Source organism: Brevundimonas sp. AVps7 (assembly GCF_058681545.1).
Map to the genome: position 1 here is coordinate 352,380 of NZ_CM178742.1, position 15,628 is coordinate 368,007.

Consider the following 15,628-nt stretch of genomic DNA (forward strand, 5'->3'; position numbering starts at 1 on the left):
CCCAAAACCTCGAGTATGAGTCGGGACGATCATGGACATTGGTGAACTGCTGGTTCGGGACGGAATCGTCCTGAAAAGCGGCGCGTCATCCAAGCGGCAGGCCTTGCATGTGCTGGCCACCGCAGCGGCCCAGGCCATGGGCCAGGACGAGATTCGCATCTTTGACGCCTTGATGGAGCGCGAGGCGCTGGGCTCGACCGGTCTCGGTTCAGGCGTGGCGGTTCCGCATGCGCGTGTGCCGGGTCTGGACAGCGTCAAGGCGGTGTTCGTGCGCCTCGACACGCCGGTTGCCTATGACTCCGTCGACGACCGCCCGGTCGACCTGATGTTCGCCCTGTTCGCCCCGCCGAAGGCTGGCGCGGAACACCTTCGGGCCCTGGCCGCCGTGTCGCGCGCCCTGCGCTCGCCGGAACTGCGCGAACAACTGCGTCAGGCCCGGACCGAGGACGCCATCCACGCCCTGTTCGTCCGCGACGACAAGGTTCCGGCGACGGCGGCGTAAACGCCGCCGAGTTTTTGTCGGGTGCTACCGCGCGCGACGCGGTGCTTGCTGCTTGAGCGCGGTTCGTTTTCGCGGGGCCTTTCGGTCTGCTAGTGCACAGACACCGGCGCCAGTTCGTGCGCGACCGCCGCGGCGAAGGCCGTCTCGCGATCCATCATGACGGCCAGCCGCTCACCGTCGGCGCTGTGCACGGCGTAGAGGGTTTGATCGGGGTCGATCACCAACCCCTTGGCGTCTTCCAGAGGCCTGCCGGAGACCGCGTCGGCCATCACATCGGCGGCGGTGATTTCCCGCACATAGACCAGGTCGGGGGCGCCGAAACCGGCGAAATCCTTGTTCGTCATGATCGGCGTCATAAAGACCGCCTCCTTGTTGAAGAGTGACAACGCCCGGATGCGCCGCGGGTTCGCAGCGGCGTCATGGCGAAGGTATTCAGGTGAGATCAGCCGAGGCTGATCGGGATGCGCCGGACCGGCTCGACATTCTCGGGCCGCAGCAGATCGACATGCAGCAGGCCGTGCTCCAGCCTGGCGCCCTCGACTTCCAGACCGTCGGCGAGAACGAAGCTGCGAACGAAGCCGCGCGCCGCAATGCCGCGATGCAGGAAGGCCTGGTCCGGCGAGACGCCTTCGCGCTTGCCGGCGATGGTCAGCTGGCGGCCCTCGATCGTGATGGCCAGGTCGTCGGGCGCAAAGCCGGCCACGGCCAGTGAGATGCGCACGGCGCTCTCGCCCAGCTGCTCCACATTATACGGCGGATAGCTCTCGGCCGCGGCCTTGGCGGCGCGGTCGATCAGGGCGCGGGTCTGGTCGAAGCCCAGAAGGAAGGGGCTGTCGAACAGCACGGTTCGGGTCGTCATGGTTCAGTCCTCGACAAGCGACTGCGGCTTGAAGCCCCCCGGGATCGGCGAGGCGTCGGCCGTGATCCGATATGGGCAGGTTGAGGTCGTGGAACAAGCCCGCCGTTCAGGCGACTACTGCTCGGTGCCCGACCGCCAGAGGTTCCGGGTCAGTGGCTCGATCAGATAGGACAGGGCTGTCCGCTTCCTCAGCAGTACCACCACCTCAACCGGGAAGCCCGGACGGATTTCGCGTGCGGCCTGACCGAGACGCTCCATCTCGGCCGGCGGCACCGAAATTTCCGCGCGATAGTGGCGGACGCCTGTCTGTTCGTTGGTGAAGGTGTCGGGCGACAGCCGGGTCACCCGGCCATGAATGATCGGCGGATCGCGCTCGCGCAGACCGGGGAATTTCACTTCCGTTTCCAGCCCGACGCGGACGTTGTCGATGTCAGCCGGATTGATCTCGGCCACGATGACCTGGGCCGCGGCGTCGGGGACCACCTCCATCAACACTTGGCCCGGCTGGATAACCCCGCCCTGGGTGAAGACGGCCAGACCCACCACCTGACCCGTCGCCGGGCTGCGGATCAGGCTTCGCTCGATCTGGTCTCGCAGCGAAGCGAGGCGTGGCTGGGTCTCGTTCAGCTGAACCTCAATTGCGCGAAGCTGTTCGGACACATCCTCGTTCATACCGGTGTTGATGGTCAGCATCTGCAGCCGCGTCTCGCCGATCTGCTGCTCGGTTCCGGCGACCTCGGCCCGCAGGGAGCCCAGCTGACCGTCGAGGCCGGCGGCGTCGCGTTCCAGCGCCCGGACGCGGGTCTGGGGCGCATAGCCCTGGGCCGCCAGAGTCCGCAGGCCCTCCAGCTCCTCGCCGATCAGACGGCGCTGTTCGATGTTGGATTCGATCTGCCGCGTATAGCCCTGAATACGCTCCTCCAGCTGGCCGATGCGCTGGCGCAGGACGCCGACCTCGGTGGACCGGCCGGCGCTGCGGGCGCCGTACTGCAGCCGTTGCAGGCGAATGGCCTCGTCAGCCAGGACGCGATCCTCGGGCGAGAGGTTTGCGAACTCCGCCGGAACGGGGATGGCGGCCAGCTTGTCGCGCTCCGCGATCAGACGGGCGCGCTGGGCGATCAGGGCATAGACCTGTCCGGCCAGACCCCGCTCGGCGGCGGTCAGCTCTCCCGTCGACAGTTCCATCAGAACCTGACCCTGCCGGACCTTGTCGCCCTCGGCGACGTGCAGGGCGGTGACCGTGCCGCCTTCCCGATGCTGAACCGCCTGGCGGTTGCCGGTCACCGCGACCTGGCCGGGGGCATAGGCGCCCGAATCCAGCGGAGCGAGCGCCGCCCAGCCCAGGAACAGGACGAAGAACAGGGCGATGATGACGCCGCCGAGGATCAGTTCGCGACGCGGCGAAGCCGTCTGGGGCTCGACGTGCCCGGCGGCCGCCGATGCGGGAGACTGGACGCTCATCCGGCCTTGACCTCGTGCAGGCCGCCGGGTCGCGGACCTCGCAACCGGGCGAGAACCTCTTCCCGAGGACCTTCCGCCTGGACGACGCCGTCGCGCAGGGCCATCAGCCGGTCGGCCTTGGCTAGGACGCCCGCACGATGGGCGACAATGACCACGGCGGCCCCTCGCGCGGCGGCGGCCTCGACGGCGGCGATCAGGGCCGTCTCGCCGTCCTGATCGACGCTGGCATTGGGCTCGTCCAGCACCAGCAGAACCGGGTCGCCATAGATGGCGCGGGCCAGGCCGATGCGCTGGGACTGTCCCGCCGACAGGCCGGAGCCTTGCGGCCCGAGTACGGTGTCATAGCCGTTGGGCAGGCGCTGGATCAGGTCGTGCACCCCCGCCGCTATGGCCGCCTGCACGGCGGCCGCGTCGGCCTCCGCCGACGGATCGGCGAAACGCGAGATGTTCTCCTTGATCGTGCCGGCGAACAGGGTGGGGTTCTGCGGCAGATAGCCGATGTGGCGGGCCAGAACGTCCGAGTCCCGCGCGCCGTAGTCCGCGCCGTCCAGACGGACCGAGCCCGTGTCGGGCGCCAGGGCGCCGGCCAGCACGCGCGCCAGCGTGGTCTTGCCTGATCCGCTGGCCCCGATGACGCCCAGCACCTGGCCCGGCTCGATCTTGACCGAGACGGCGCGCAGCTGGGGCGTCTCCGCGCCGGGCAGGCGGACGCCGATCCCTTCGACCCAGACGCGGCCGGTCGGGGCGGGCAGGGCGGTCTTCGGCTGGCCTTGGCCGGCGGTTTTGGCGAACAGCTCGACCAGGCTCTTCCAGCTGGTCCGGGCCTGCACCAGCGTCGGCCAGGCGCCAACCAGCTGTTCGATCGGCATGACGGCCCGGCTGAGAAGGACCGAGGAGGCGATGATCGCACCGGGGGACATCTGCCCCTTCACCACCAGGAAGGCGGCGAGGCCGAGCGCCGCCGACTGCAGCGCCAGCCGCACGAACTTGATGGCCCCGGAGTAGCGGCCGCCGGTCAGCTGGGCTTCGGCCTGCGAGTCGGTGGCGGTGCGACGGCCTTCCAGCTGGCGGGCGATGATGGCCCGGCGCATGCCCAGGGCCTGGACGACTTCGGACTGCCCCGACAGGGCCTCCTGGGCGGCATAGGCGGCGTTTCCGGCACGACTCGCCCGGCCCAGCCGCGGACGGGTGTCGCGCTCGTTCAGCCAGGCCAGAACGGCCAGAACGATCCCGCCGACCAGGGTCAGCACGCCGATGGCGGGGTGCAGCAGGAAGCAGCAAGCCAGATAGATCGGCGTCCAGGGCGCATCGAACAGGGCCAGGGCCCCCTGACCCGACACCGCGCCGCGCAGGGCGTCGAAGTCGCGCAGGGCCTGAACCCCCTGGGTGCGGCCGCCCGCTTCGGTCACGCGCGTCAGGATGGTCCCGGCCAGATCCCGGTCCAGCTGGATCCCTGCCCGGATCAGGATGCGTGTCCGCAACCAGTCCAGCGCCGCCAGCGATCCGAGCGCCAGGACGGTCACCGCGCTGACCAGCACCAAGGTCGTCAGGCCGGCGGTCGGAACGACTCGGTCATAGACCTGCATCATGTAGAGGGTCGGGGTCAGGTAGAGCAGGTTGACTAGGGCGCTGAACGCCGCCGCCCCGATCAGGTGGACACGGCATTGCCTCAGCGCCGCGAACAGCGGCTCCGAACCGGGGCTTTTGCCGAGAAAGGCGTCCAACACGGGATCGATCGAGCTCCGATGGCTTGCCGCCCCAACCGCGCCATGCCGGGGCGAGCTATAGGGCCTAACGCACCGACGACAAAGGCGATGCGGCGTTCCCTCCGCGACGTGATTTGACTCACACTCCTGCCGCCAGCACAAGCGCGTCCGATCCTCCAACTGAAACGGTCATTTCAGCCGCATGCTCCCGACCCTCCGCCGCCTGAGAAAGCGGATCAGGCGTTTCAGGGATGCCTGGCGGGCCTTGACGACCACGCCCGTGCGCCTCGCCGAACTGACGGCGGAGTTCAGGGAGCATCGTCGCGAAACCCGCATCATGTACACCGCCCTGGCGCATCGCCAGCCGGCCGACCTCGCCAATCCGCCCTTGATCCCCGGCGGGCCGGGCGTCGCGGTGCTTCCGAACTGTATCGCCTGCCGGTCGGACAGCTTCCGGCAGCCATGGTTTTCCTACTGGACTGCTAGGTTCCACGTTCAGCTGAGGCAGCATCGCAAACTCTGGGAGTATGTCTTCATCACCCAGGCGCTGTGGGAACGCGGGGCGTTGCGACCGGACTCGCGGGGCCTCGGATTCGGCGTCGGGACCGAACCGATGGCGGCGCTGTTCGCGTCGGAAGGTTGCGAGATCGTGGGCACTGACATGGCGCCCGACAGCGCCGAAGCCACGGGCTGGATCGAGGGTCAGCAGCACGCGCTCGGCAAGGAGGCGCTGCGCAAGCCTACCCTGTGTCCCGACCCGATCTTCGACAGGAATGTCTCATTCCGGACCTGCGACATGAACGATGTCCCGGCCGATCTCGCGGGCTTCGATTTCTGTTGGTCGTCATGCGCCCTCGAACATCTGGGTTCGATCGAGCACGCACTCGCCTTCATCGAGCGCTCGATCGAATGCCTGAAGCCCGGCGGCTGGGCCGTCCATACGACGGAGCTTAACCTCAGTTCCAACGACGAGACGGTCGACCATATGGGAACTGTTCTGTTGCGTCGGCGCGACTTTGAGTCATTGGCTGAACGCCTCGGCGCCAAGGGACATTATCTGGCCCCCCTCGACTTTGATCCGGGCTCGGGGCCGGCCGATCTTTACGTCGATGTCCCGCCCTTCCTTCAGGATCCGTGTCTGAAGATCGCCCTGATGGGGTTTGTCACCACCTCGTTCGGGGTCATCGTCCGGAAAGGCGGCGCGCCGGTGCAGGCCGTCTTGCGCACGCCGTCCGGTTGCGACGGGTCAGGCTTACCGATAGTGTGAGCCCTTCCGAGGACGCCTTGCCAAGGTCTCTGGTTTCGTCGTTTTCAAAGTGCATTACAGGCGGTGGCGCGATCGCTCTCTATCCCGTCATCATGTGCGGCGGCGCCGGAACCCGGTTGTGGCCGGCTTCTCGCCCTTCGCGCCCAAAGCAGTTCGTTCCGCTTGCCGGAAACCGGTCGCTGTTCCAGTCCGCCGTGGCGCGCGCAGCGCCATTGGTCGAGCAGGGCGGTCGGCTGATCGTGGTCGGTGGCGTGGTCCACCGGGCGTGGATCATGGATCAACTGGGTGAACTGGAGGTCGAGGCGCAGGTGTTGCTCGAGCCGGAAGCGAGAGACTCTGCAGCCGCAATGGCCGCCGCCGCGCTCTGGGCGGTGCGGCATGATCCAGACGCGGTGCTCGTCTTTATCGCCTCCGATCACCACATCCCGGATCACGAGGCGTTCAGAGCGGCCGTGACCGAGGCGGTCGCGGGCGCGACGGCGGATGGTCGCATCGTGACCCTCGGCGTGACCCCCTCGGGGCCGTCTCACGCCTATGGCTATATCAAGCCCTCGGGGTCTGGACTGTCGGCGGTCGAGGCCTTCGTGGAGAAGCCCTCCAGCCAGGCGCAAACCTATATTGACGCTGGCTATCTCTGGAACAGTGGCAATTTCATCGCTTCGGCCAGGACGCTGATCGACGAGATTTCGTTCCACGCGCCTGCCGTCCTGGACGCCGTTCGTGGAGCTTTTCCGGAGCAGGACGCCGAGGCTACACAGGTTCTGGGCTCAGGATTCAGCGCCTCGCCGAAGATTTCGATCGACTACGCCGTGATGGAGAAGACGGCGCGTGCTTCAGTTCTCCAGGTTCATTTCGCCTGGTCGGATCTGGGGGCTTGGGACGCCCTCGCTGCCTCGGGCGAGGGCGACACCGGCCAGCATATCCTCGAGGATGCCCACGGCTGTCTTGTCCGGGCGCCGGACGGGGTGCTGGTGGCGGCTCTGGGCGTCAGGAACCTGGCCATCGTCGTCGAAGACGACGCGGTCCTGGTTTGCGATCTGGCCCAGTCGCAGGGGGTCAGAAAGGTCGTCGATCGCATCCGCGCGACGTCGCCGCGCCATCTCGACTTCGCCAAGCCGGCGCCCGAGGATCTGGTCGCCGGCGCCGCCCGCTTCTCCGACTGGATGCGGCTGAGCGCCCTGCCGACCTGGGCGACCTTGGGACTGTCGGACGACGGCGCGTTCGCCGAATCTCTGTCGCTTGACGGCCGGGCGCCGAAGTTGCCGCGCCGGGCGCGGGTTCAGGCGCGCCAGATCTTTGTTTACGCCAGCGCCGGCATGAACGGCTGGAAGGGGCCTTGGCGCGGCGTCGTTGAGCGGGGACTGGAGCGGTTGTACGCTGACTATCTGCGCCCAGACGGCCTGTGCCGGGCAGTTCTGACCCCCGATGGTCGGCCGCTGGACGAGACCGCCTACCTCTATGACCAGGCCTTCGTGCTGTTCGCCCTGGCGACGGCGAAACGGGCGGGGATCGACGATCCAACTCTCGAGGCGCGGGCGATGAAGCTTCGCGACGCTGTCCTGGCGGCTGGCCCCGCGACTGGCGGGCTGATCGAGGCGGGCGACCAGCCTTGGCAGGCCAACGCCCACATGCATCTTCTGGAGGCCTGTCTGAGCTGGGAAGCGGTCGGCGGGGACGCGGGCTGGACGGCGCTGGCCGACCGGATCGTCGATCTGGCGATGACGCGTTTTATCGATCCCGAAGGCGGATTCCTGCGTGAGTTCTTCGGCCCCGACTGGGCGCCGGCGCCGGGTGATGACGGAGGGCTGGTCGAACCGGGCCACCAGTTCGAATGGGCATGGCTGCTGGCCAGGGTCGAGCGCTCACGGGACCGCCCCGATCTGCTTGCGGCGTCTCGACGTCTTTACGCCCACGGCCGGAAGGGCGTGGCCGAGCGCCCGGCCATTGTAATCGATGCGATGAACGATGACGGCACAGTGCGGAGTGGCCGGGCCAGGCTGTGGCCTCAGACCGAATGGCTGAAGGCGTCGCTGATCCTGATCGAAAGCGCGAACGACGGCGAACGGCAGAGGCTGCTGGACGACGCGGCCGCGGCGCTACGCGCGCTCTGGCTCTATCTGACGCCCGACGGCCTGTGGCGGGACAAACACCTGCCTCAGGGCGGCTTCCTCGACGAGCCGGCGCCCGCCAGCTCGTTCTACCACATCGCCGCCGGCTTCGATCAGCTGGCGAAAACCGGTCGTGTCGAGGGGTTGATGGGCTTGTCGGACCTGGATCTTTCCTGAATGTTGCGCTGACCGTCGCCGCGATCCGCGCAAACGCAAACTCCCCAATCGGCGGATCGCCGCGCGTGACGCCACGCGTCTGGGCCCGCACATGATCGCCGATATGCGTCAGATCCGGATCAATGCCTCCTCGACCGCGAACTCTACATAACGCTGGCGGGATAGGTCCGAGGCCCGGAAACCAAAAAGGGGTTAGCAGTTGCCTGCTAACCCCTCGAATTTGGTGGAGCTTAGCGGAGTCGAACCGCTGACCTCTTGCATGCCATGCAAGCGCTCTACCAGCTGAGCTAAAGCCCCGAACCTCTGGACTTGCCGTCCTTTGGTCTGGTCCGCCGGGTCTGGTGTGGACCCCGGCGAGGCGGCGGAACCTATGTCGGGTCGATTTTCAGATCAACCCGGTTCCGCCATTTATTTTCGCATTCTTTCAACCGACCCCCGACAGGCCGAAACCTGTCAGGAAATCAGTCGACTAGAAGCGATCAGTCGTCGTCCTTGGAGCCCTTGGCGATGTCGCCGTCGAAGCCGTCGTCGTCTTCGTCCTCGATGAAGGGGACGGAGTCGTCATCGTCGTCGTCGGCCAGGACGTCGTCGTCGTCGCCGTCCGTCGTGCCCATGCCGGCTTCTTCGGACGGATCGGCGACCGCGTCGTCCTCGTCGTCAGGGGTCAGGATGGGCTCGTGGCCTTCCTGGTCGATTTCGGGCGTTACGACTTCTTCTTCTTCGTCCTCGTCGTCGGTCGCCTTCTTCTCGACGACCTGATCTTCGGCCTCGTCAGAGGCGTACCCGCCCGGACGGCCGCGACGGCTGCGCAGCTTGATGGCTTCTTCAGGATCGAACTCGTGCTCGCATTTCGGGCAGTGAGCCGGGCGACGGCCCAGGTCGTAGAATTTGGCCTGGCAGTTCGGGCAGACCTGCTTGGCGCCAAGTTTGGGATCGGCCACGGGTGATGGAGACCTTTGGATGGAGGAGGGGATTTCGGCCGCGTCCCTTGCCACTATGGGGGGGCGCTGTCAAAAGCCGTGTTTGGCGTGGCCTTCGCCCGCACCCTCCCCAACTGCATTCCATAGAGCCCCCGTGGCCTCCACCGCCTCCCATCTGACCGCGCGCCCCGGCCGCCCCCTGCGCGGAACCGTGCGGGCGCCGAGCGACAAGTCCATCTCCCACCGCTCGATGATCCTCGGCGCCATGGCCACCGGCGTGACCGAGGTCGAGGGGCTGCTCGAAGGCGACGACGTCCTGGCCACCGCCCGCGCGGCCGAGGCCTTCGGCGCGACGGTCGAACGGCAGGGCGGCGGCAAATGGCGCATCACCGGGCGCGGCGGGTTCCAGGCCCCGGCCGGCGTGATCGACTGCGGCAATGCCGGCACGGGCGTGCGGCTGCTGATGGGCGCCGCCGCCGGATACTCGATCTCCGCGACCTTCGACGGTGACGCCTCGTTGCGCAGCCGTCCGATGGGGCGGGTCACCGATCACCTGACCCGCATGGGCGCGACCTTCGACTGGAGCGGCAAGCCGGGCCTGTTGCCCGCGACCCTGACCGGCGGGACGCTCAACGCCATCGACCACGTCCAGACCGTCGCCTCCGCCCAGGTCAAGTCCGCCATCCTGCTGGCCGGGCTGAACGCCGGGGGCGTCACTTCTGTCTCCGAGCCGGAGAAGAGCCGCGACCACACCGAGCGGATGCTGCGGGCCTTCGGCGCGACCGTGGATGTCGAGGAACAGGGCGAGGGCTGGGTCATCCGCTTGCAGGGCGGCCAACCCCTGACCGGAACCGCCGTCTCCGTGCCCGGCGACCCGTCCTCGGCCGCCTTCCCGCTGGCGGCGGGCCTGATCGTGCCGGGCTCAGAGGTCATCGTCGAAGGCGTGATGCTCAATCCGCTGCGCACCGGCCTGTTCGACACCTGGATCGAGATGGGCGCCGACCTGACCATCACGAACCGCCGCGTCTCCGGCGGGGAGGAGGTCGGGGACATCACCGCGCGTCACTCCGCACTGAAGGGCGTCATCGTGCCCGAGGGCCGCGCCGCCTCGATGATCGACGAATACCCGATCCTCGCCGCCACGGCCGCCTTCGCTGAGGGCCAGACCGTGATGCGCGGCGTCGGCGAGATGCGGGTCAAGGAGAGCGACCGCATCCGACTGATGGTCGACGGCCTGCGCGCCTGCGGCGTCGCGGTGGAGGAGGAACCAGAGGGCTTCATCGTCACCGGAGGCCCGGTCCCCGGCGGCGCGACCGTCCACACCGCCCACGATCACCGCATCGCCATGAGCCACCTGGTGCTCGGCCTTGCCGCGGCGACCGCCGTCACCGTCGACGAGCCCGACATGATCGCCACCTCCTTCCCCGGCTTTGTCGAGATGATGCAGGGGCTGGGCGGTAGCGTCGGGTGAGGATCCCGATCGAGCGCGGAGAAGAGGGCGATCCTGCACGGCTCGTCATGGGTCTGATCCTGACGCCCATTTTGGGTTGGTGGTTTTGGGCCGTGCACGCGGCGGGCACGATCTCCGTTCGAGCCGGGCCCCGGGGCTCGAAGAGCACATTTGTCGCTGATCGCCTGACCGATCCGGACCAGTTCAATGCCGCCCTGGCCTTCATCGGCCTGTTGTTCCTTGTGTCGCTGGCTGCCTTGCTTTCCGCCGCATGGGACCTTGTCGCAGCCGCCCGACGTGATAGCGGTCTGGGGTGAACACGCCGTTCGTCATCGCCGTCGATGGGCCCGCCGCCTCGGGCAAGGGCACGATCGCCTCGCGCCTGGCCCGCGAGTACGGCCTGCCGTTCCTCGATACGGGGCTGCTGTACCGCGCCGTCGGCCTCGATGTCCTGACCGGTGGCGGAGACCTCGGCGACGCCGAGGCGGCGGAAGCGGCGGCCCGCGCCCTCGATACGGACAGGCTTTCCGATGACGCAGCCCTGACCAGCGGCGACGCCGGCGAGGCGGCCAGCCGCGTCGCGGGCTTCCCCGGCGTCCGTGCGGCCCTGCTGGACCTGCAACAGGCCTTCGCGCGTCAGGCGGGCGGGGCTGTGCTGGACGGGCGCGATATCGGCACCGTTATCGCCCCGGACGCCCCGGCCAAGCTGTTCGTCACCGCCACGCCCGAGACCCGCGCGCGCCGCCGCTGGCTGCAGCTGACCGGTCGCGGCGATCCAATCACCTACGAGGCCATGCTGGCCGATATCCAGCGCCGCGACGAGCGCGACGCCGGTCGCGGCTCGGCCCCCATGGTCCAGGCCGACGACGCCGTCTTGCTGGATACGACCGATATGGATATAGAGGCCGCCTTCGATGCGGCCCGCCGTATCGTCGAGGCGGCGCGAGCGAAACACGGCCTTTAGGTCGGTTCCGCAAATCCAGCGCTCCGTCCTCGGCTTCCGCGGGCGCTCTGGTTCAGCTGAGCCTCGCGTCCCACGACCGACTATCCCAATCCCGACTTCCACCTCGCGCGGGGCCGTCCGGCCACGCGCCACAGCCCTATCGGAAACACCAGAGCTTCATGTCTGATACTCTCAACCCCACCCGCGACGACTTCTCCGCCCTGCTCGACGAGCAGTTGCAAGGCCGCGACCTCGGCGAAGGCCAGGTCGTTCACGGCCGCGTCGTCGGCATCGAAAAAGACATCATCATCATCGACGTCGGTCTGAAGACCGAAGGCCGCATCCCCGCCCGCGAGTTCGGTCAGGGCGAAGGCGCCGTCATCCCGAAGGTCGGCGATGACGTCGAAGTCTACCTGGAGCGCGTCGAGAACGCCCTGGGCGAGGCCGTCATCAGCCGCGACAAGGCTCGCCGCGAAGAAGCCTGGACCCGTCTGGAAGTCGTCTTCGCCGAAGGTCACCCGGTCAACGGCGCCATCGTCGGTCGCGTCAAGGGCGGCTTCACCGTCGACCTGGGCGGCGCCTCGGCCTTCCTGCCGGGCTCGCAGGTCGACATCCGCCCCGTGCGCGACGTCGGCCCGCTGATGGGCAAGGAACAACCGTTCCAGATCCTCAAGATGGACCGCCCGCGCGGCAACATCGTCGTCTCGCGTCGTGCGATCCTGGAAGAAGCCCGCGCCGAACAGCGCACGGAGCTGGTCGGCCAGCTGCAAGAGGGTGAAGTCCGCGACGGCGTCGTCAAGAACATCACCGACTACGGCGCGTTCGTGGACCTGGGCGGCATCGACGGCCTGCTGCACGTCACCGACATGAGCTGGAAGCGCGTCTCCCACCCGTCGCAGGTGCTCGCCGTCGGCGACACCGTCCAGGTGCAGATCGTCAAGATCAACCCGGACACCCAGCGCATCTCGCTGGGCATGAAGCAGCTGCAGTCCGATCCTTGGGACGGCGTCGAAGCCAAATACCCGCCGGGCGCCAAATACACGGGCCGCATCACCAACATCACCGACTACGGCGCGTTTGTTGAGCTGGAAGCCGGCGTTGAGGGCCTGGTCCACGTCTCGGAAATGTCCTGGACCAAGAAGAACGTCCACCCCGGCAAGATCGTCTCGACCTCGCAGGAAGTCGACGTCGTGGTTCTGGATGTCGACGCCTCCAAGCGCCGCATCTCGCTGGGCCTGAAGCAGGCCCAGGACAATCCCTGGGATGCGTTCGTCGCCGCCAACCCGATCGGCTCGACCGTCGAGGGCGAAGTCAAGAACGCCACCGAGTTCGGCCTGTTCATCGGCCTGGACAACGACATCGACGGCATGGTGCACCTGTCCGACCTCGACTGGTCGGTCTCGGGTGAAGAAGCCATCCAGCGCTACCGCAAGGGCGAGATGGTCAAGGCCAAGGTCCTGGACGTCGACGTCGAGAAGGAACGCGTCTCGCTCGGCATCAAGCAACTGGGCGGCGATCCTGTCGGCGACGGCGACACCTACAAGAAGGGCCAGACCGTCACCCTGACCGTCACGTCCATCGAGTCGGGCGGCATCGAAGTGAAGTTCGGCGAAGACGACGCGCCGGTCACCTCCTTCGTGCGCAAGTCGGACATCAGCCGCGACCGCAACGAGCAGCGCCCTGAGCGTTACGCCGTCGGCGACCGCGTCGACGCCCAGATCACGGGCATCGACAAGGCCACCCGTCGCGTCTCGGTCTCGATCAAGGCTCTGGAAATGGCCGACGAGAAGGAAGCCATCGATCAGTTCGGGTCCTCGGACTCGGGCGCCTCGCTGGGCGACATCCTCGGCGCGGCCCTGCGTGAGAAGGCCGGCAAGGAGTAATCCTTCCGGTCCACGGGCCTGGCCGAGCGCCAGGCTCCACAAATTGAGAAGGCGGCCGGAGTGATCCGGCCGCCTTTTTCATGCCTGGTCTGCGAATTGAAACGCCGATCTGCAAGCGGTTACAGCCAGCCGTGACGGGGTCGTCCGTGTACGGTTACCGACATTTAACGCACTTCCCTGACGGAAACTGACGATCAGGCCTTTTTCGCTCGCCGGGCGAAGGCTAGTGTGTGCTCGCAACCGGATTGAAGTTGCACCCATAATTGCCCCAGGTGGGGTGGGCAGGAAAGAGCGGGCCTGACATGATAAAGTCTGAGCTCATCGAGAAACTTGCGACGGAGAACACGCACCTGACCCATGCGGAGGTCGAGCGTGTGGTCAATGTCGTCCTCGGTCGTATGACCGAGGCCATGGCCGAGGGCGGCCGCGTCGAGCTGCGCGGCTTCGGCGCGTTTTCCGTGCGCGCGCGACCGGCGAGGGCCGGCCGCAATCCGCGCACCGGCGAGACCGTGGACGTGCCTGCCAAGTCGGTGCCGTTCTTCAAGAGCGGCAAGGAGCTGCGCGAGCGGCTGAATGCCTCCGGCGACGCCTGAACCCGTCAGGTTCCGATGCCTGACGCCAGAAAACTGAAGGGGGAAGCTGTGAGCCTGCTGACCGAGTTCAAGGAATTCGCCGCCCGCGGCAACGTCGTCGATCTGGCGGTGGGCGTCATCATCGGCGCCTCGTTCGGCAAGATCGTCACCAGCCTGGTCGAACAGGTGGTGATGCCGCCGATCGGCCTGCTGCTCGGCCGGGTCGATTTCTCCGAGCTCAAGTGGGTGCTGTCGCCTGAGGATCCGACGACGGAGGCGATCGAGGAGGTTGCCGTCCAGTACGGCGCCTTCATCAACACCCTGATCCAGTTCGTGATCGTGGCCTTCGTGGTCTTCCTGATGGTCAAGGGCATCAACCGCCTGCGCCGCGACCAGGCTGCCGCCCCGGCGCCCGAAGTTCCGCCCGCCCCGACGCCGACCGAGGCCCTTCTGGCCGAAATCCGCGACGAGCTGAAGGCGCGGCCCTAGCGTTCTCAGGCCGCGCGGCGCTCGGGCATGCTCACCGGCACTGGCCTCAGAGAGATCCCGTAGTCGCCGTCGAACGGTGTCGGAGCCCAGCTCTCGATGCCGGGCGTCTCGGGATCGAACTTCACGTGACAATGGCCCCAGCCGCCTTCGCGTCGGGCCGTATCCGCCAGCGGACCCATTCGGCGGAGCAGTTCCGGGCTGACCGTCTGTATACGGAGCTTCGCTGCGCCCAGCCGATGGGCGTTGGCCAGCAGGGCCTGAATCAAGGCGGGGATCGCGCGCGGTTCGTCTTCCAGCGCCACCAGATCGACGATCTCCAGCATCGGCGGTTCGATCGGATTGCCCTTGGACATCATCGCCATCGCATAGCCGCCGATGGTCTCGCCGCGATTGAAGGTCAGTAGCAGGGGACGGAGCGTCAGGTCGGGGTCGGCCAGCCGCCAGCGCAGTATAGCCGGACTACGGTCCGAGATCATCCGGCCCTCGCTCTTCAGCGCCTCCCAGAAGTCCGCATATCGCGACCGGTCGGCCAGATCGGTCAGGACCGCCACCCCCGTCGGCAGGTCGAGAGCCTCGGGATCCTGCAGGCGCGGATTCAGCAGCCGCTCATTTCGCGCTTCGGTCAGGCGTGGAACATGGCGATCGATCTCGCGCCAGAGCCGGCCCCCGGCGCAGGCCACGGCATCGACCCGCCAGGACAGTTTCACGTCATGGGTTTCGGGCGGCCAGGCGACCATGCCGTGTCGCTTGTAGAGCGGGCTGGACGTTGGATTGGCGTTGAAGGTGTAAAGGGCGAACATTCCGGACTGGCCGGTGAAGGTCGTCAGAAGCTTTCTGCTACGCCCCCTCGCCCGGGGCGTGACGATGATCGAGAAACCCGTCGCGCCATGGATCGTCCTGTCGCCGTGGTGGAAGCGCTGGACGAAATTGCCGGTGAATCCGCAAGGCTCGCCATCCTCCGCTTCCAGCAGCCAGCCGGCGGGCGCGGTCGTTTCCAGCCGCGCCGGATTGCTCGCCAGCCAGTCCCAGCCCGCCTCCGAGCGGGTGGGCCAGCCCACGAAGCGGTGCAGGGCGTTCGCGGCGCCGTGGTCATTGGCGTCGATGGGTCGAACCGAAAAGGTCATTCGTCAGGTTCCAAAGCGATACAGGGTCGCCCCTCGGTGCGCGCCCATGCACGAGACAGGCCAGAGGGATACACGCACAGATGGAATGATTGGAGTTTCCCCGCTTTGGAACGATTCCGGTTTGACTCCCGGGACGCCGGAACAAATAATGAACATGGAGTCTTTCC

At 67.3% G+C, this 15,628-nt stretch carries 15 protein-coding genes and 1 tRNA gene; 9 read left to right on the forward strand and 7 right to left on the reverse strand.

What is annotated here, in order from left to right; all coding sequences use genetic code 11:
• The first annotated feature begins 31 nt into the window (after positions 1 to 31).
• On the forward strand, positions 32 to 502 hold the full coding sequence (ptsN, locus tag ACW17Y_RS01815; protein WP_492037078.1) for a PTS IIA-like nitrogen regulatory protein PtsN: 471 nt from the start codon (positions 32 to 34) through the stop codon (positions 500 to 502).
• An 89-nt stretch (positions 503 to 591) separates the two neighbouring features.
• Here ptsN and ACW17Y_RS01820 read toward each other — a convergent pair whose 3' ends face one another.
• From ACW17Y_RS01820 to ACW17Y_RS01835, 4 genes are all read right to left on the reverse strand, one after another.
• Positions 592 to 858 carry a DUF1150 family protein gene (locus ACW17Y_RS01820; RefSeq protein WP_492037079.1) on the reverse strand — a complete coding sequence of 89 codons (267 nt, stop codon included), beginning with the start codon at positions 856 to 858 and terminating at the stop codon, positions 592 to 594.
• Positions 859 to 944: 86 nt separating this feature from the next.
• Positions 945 to 1,361: an Hsp20 family protein gene (locus ACW17Y_RS01825; RefSeq protein WP_492037080.1), complete on the reverse strand. Its 417-nt coding sequence runs from the start codon at positions 1,359 to 1,361 to the stop codon at positions 945 to 947.
• A gap of 114 nt (positions 1,362 to 1,475) precedes the next feature.
• Positions 1,476 to 2,822, reverse strand: a complete 1,347-nt coding sequence (locus tag ACW17Y_RS01830) for an HlyD family type I secretion periplasmic adaptor subunit (protein ID WP_492037081.1) — start codon at positions 2,820 to 2,822, stop codon at positions 1,476 to 1,478.
• Positions 2,819 to 4,549 (reverse strand): type I secretion system permease/ATPase, encoded by a 1,731-nt coding sequence (locus tag ACW17Y_RS01835; protein WP_492037082.1) that lies wholly within the window; start codon positions 4,547 to 4,549, stop codon positions 2,819 to 2,821. Before ACW17Y_RS01835 ends, ACW17Y_RS01830 begins: the two co-directional genes overlap by 4 nt.
• A gap of 244 nt (positions 4,550 to 4,793) precedes the next feature.
• Here ACW17Y_RS01835 and ACW17Y_RS01840 point away from each other — a divergent pair, with 244 nt between their 5' ends.
• Positions 4,794 to 5,795 (forward strand): SAM-dependent methyltransferase, encoded by a 1,002-nt coding sequence (locus ACW17Y_RS01840; RefSeq protein ID WP_492037083.1) that lies wholly within the window; start codon positions 4,794 to 4,796, stop codon positions 5,793 to 5,795.
• A gap of 92 nt (positions 5,796 to 5,887) precedes the next feature.
• A complete protein-coding gene (locus ACW17Y_RS01845; protein WP_492037084.1) occupies positions 5,888 to 8,080 on the forward strand; it encodes an AGE family epimerase/isomerase in 2,193 nt (730 codons plus the stop codon).
• A gap of 221 nt (positions 8,081 to 8,301) precedes the next feature.
• Here ACW17Y_RS01845 and ACW17Y_RS01850 read toward each other — a convergent pair.
• Both ACW17Y_RS01850 and ACW17Y_RS01855 read right to left on the reverse strand, forming a co-directional pair.
• A tRNA-Ala gene (locus ACW17Y_RS01850) sits at positions 8,302 to 8,377 on the reverse strand.
• Positions 8,378 to 8,559: 182 nt separating this feature from the next.
• Positions 8,560 to 9,021, reverse strand: coding sequence for a TIGR02300 family protein (locus ACW17Y_RS01855; protein WP_492037085.1), 462 nt, complete (start codon positions 9,019 to 9,021; stop codon positions 8,560 to 8,562).
• A 133-nt stretch (positions 9,022 to 9,154) separates the two neighbouring features.
• Here ACW17Y_RS01855 and aroA point away from each other — a divergent pair, with 133 nt between their 5' ends.
• From aroA to mscL, 6 genes are all read left to right on the forward strand, one after another.
• Positions 9,155 to 10,471, forward strand: coding sequence for a 3-phosphoshikimate 1-carboxyvinyltransferase (gene aroA / locus ACW17Y_RS01860; RefSeq protein ID WP_492037086.1), 1,317 nt, complete (start codon positions 9,155 to 9,157; stop codon positions 10,469 to 10,471).
• A gap of 47 nt (positions 10,472 to 10,518) precedes the next feature.
• Complete coding sequence (locus ACW17Y_RS01865; protein WP_492037087.1) at positions 10,519 to 10,767, forward strand: hypothetical protein; 249 nt, start codon at positions 10,519 to 10,521, stop codon at positions 10,765 to 10,767.
• Entirely contained in the window at positions 10,764 to 11,414 is a 651-nt protein-coding gene (gene cmk, locus ACW17Y_RS01870) for a (d)CMP kinase (RefSeq protein ID WP_492037088.1), read from the forward strand. The genes ACW17Y_RS01865 and cmk overlap by 4 nt, the downstream gene beginning before the upstream one ends.
• A 158-nt stretch (positions 11,415 to 11,572) precedes the next feature.
• Positions 11,573 to 13,276 (forward strand): 30S ribosomal protein S1, encoded by a 1,704-nt coding sequence (rpsA, locus tag ACW17Y_RS01875; protein ID WP_492037089.1) that lies wholly within the window; start codon positions 11,573 to 11,575, stop codon positions 13,274 to 13,276.
• Between the two features lie 302 nt (positions 13,277 to 13,578).
• Complete coding sequence (locus ACW17Y_RS01880) at positions 13,579 to 13,869, forward strand: integration host factor subunit beta (protein WP_492037090.1); 291 nt, start codon at positions 13,579 to 13,581, stop codon at positions 13,867 to 13,869.
• A 48-nt stretch (positions 13,870 to 13,917) separates the two neighbouring features.
• Positions 13,918 to 14,337 (forward strand): large-conductance mechanosensitive channel protein MscL, encoded by a 420-nt coding sequence (mscL, locus tag ACW17Y_RS01885; protein WP_492037091.1) that lies wholly within the window; start codon positions 13,918 to 13,920, stop codon positions 14,335 to 14,337.
• 5 nt (positions 14,338 to 14,342) lie between these two features.
• On the opposite strand, the gene ACW17Y_RS01890 is transcribed toward mscL, so the two are convergent.
• Entirely contained in the window at positions 14,343 to 15,461 is a 1,119-nt protein-coding gene (locus tag ACW17Y_RS01890) for an N-acetyltransferase (protein ID WP_492037092.1), read from the reverse strand.
• Positions 15,462 to 15,628 lie beyond the last annotated feature (167 nt).

Coding starts and splice junctions, on each gene's coding strand:
- ACW17Y_RS01880 (WP_492037090.1), top strand. CDS start 13,579: ATGATAAAGTCTGAGCTCATCGAGAAACTTGCGACGGAGAACACGCAC.
- ACW17Y_RS01890 (WP_492037092.1), bottom strand. CDS start 15,461: ATGACCTTTTCGGTTCGACCCATCGACGCCAATGACCACGGCGCCGCG.
- ACW17Y_RS01865 (WP_492037087.1), top strand. CDS start 10,519: ATGGGTCTGATCCTGACGCCCATTTTGGGTTGGTGGTTTTGGGCCGTG.
- ACW17Y_RS01830 (WP_492037081.1), bottom strand. CDS start 2,822: ATGAGCGTCCAGTCTCCCGCATCGGCGGCCGCCGGGCACGTCGAGCCC.
- ptsN (WP_492037078.1), top strand. CDS start 32: ATGGACATTGGTGAACTGCTGGTTCGGGACGGAATCGTCCTGAAAAGC.
- ACW17Y_RS01845 (WP_492037084.1), top strand. CDS start 5,888: ATGTGCGGCGGCGCCGGAACCCGGTTGTGGCCGGCTTCTCGCCCTTCG.
- ACW17Y_RS01820 (WP_492037079.1), bottom strand. CDS start 858: ATGACGCCGATCATGACGAACAAGGATTTCGCCGGTTTCGGCGCCCCC.
- rpsA (WP_492037089.1), top strand. CDS start 11,573: ATGTCTGATACTCTCAACCCCACCCGCGACGACTTCTCCGCCCTGCTC.
- ACW17Y_RS01825 (WP_492037080.1), bottom strand. CDS start 1,361: ATGACGACCCGAACCGTGCTGTTCGACAGCCCCTTCCTTCTGGGCTTC.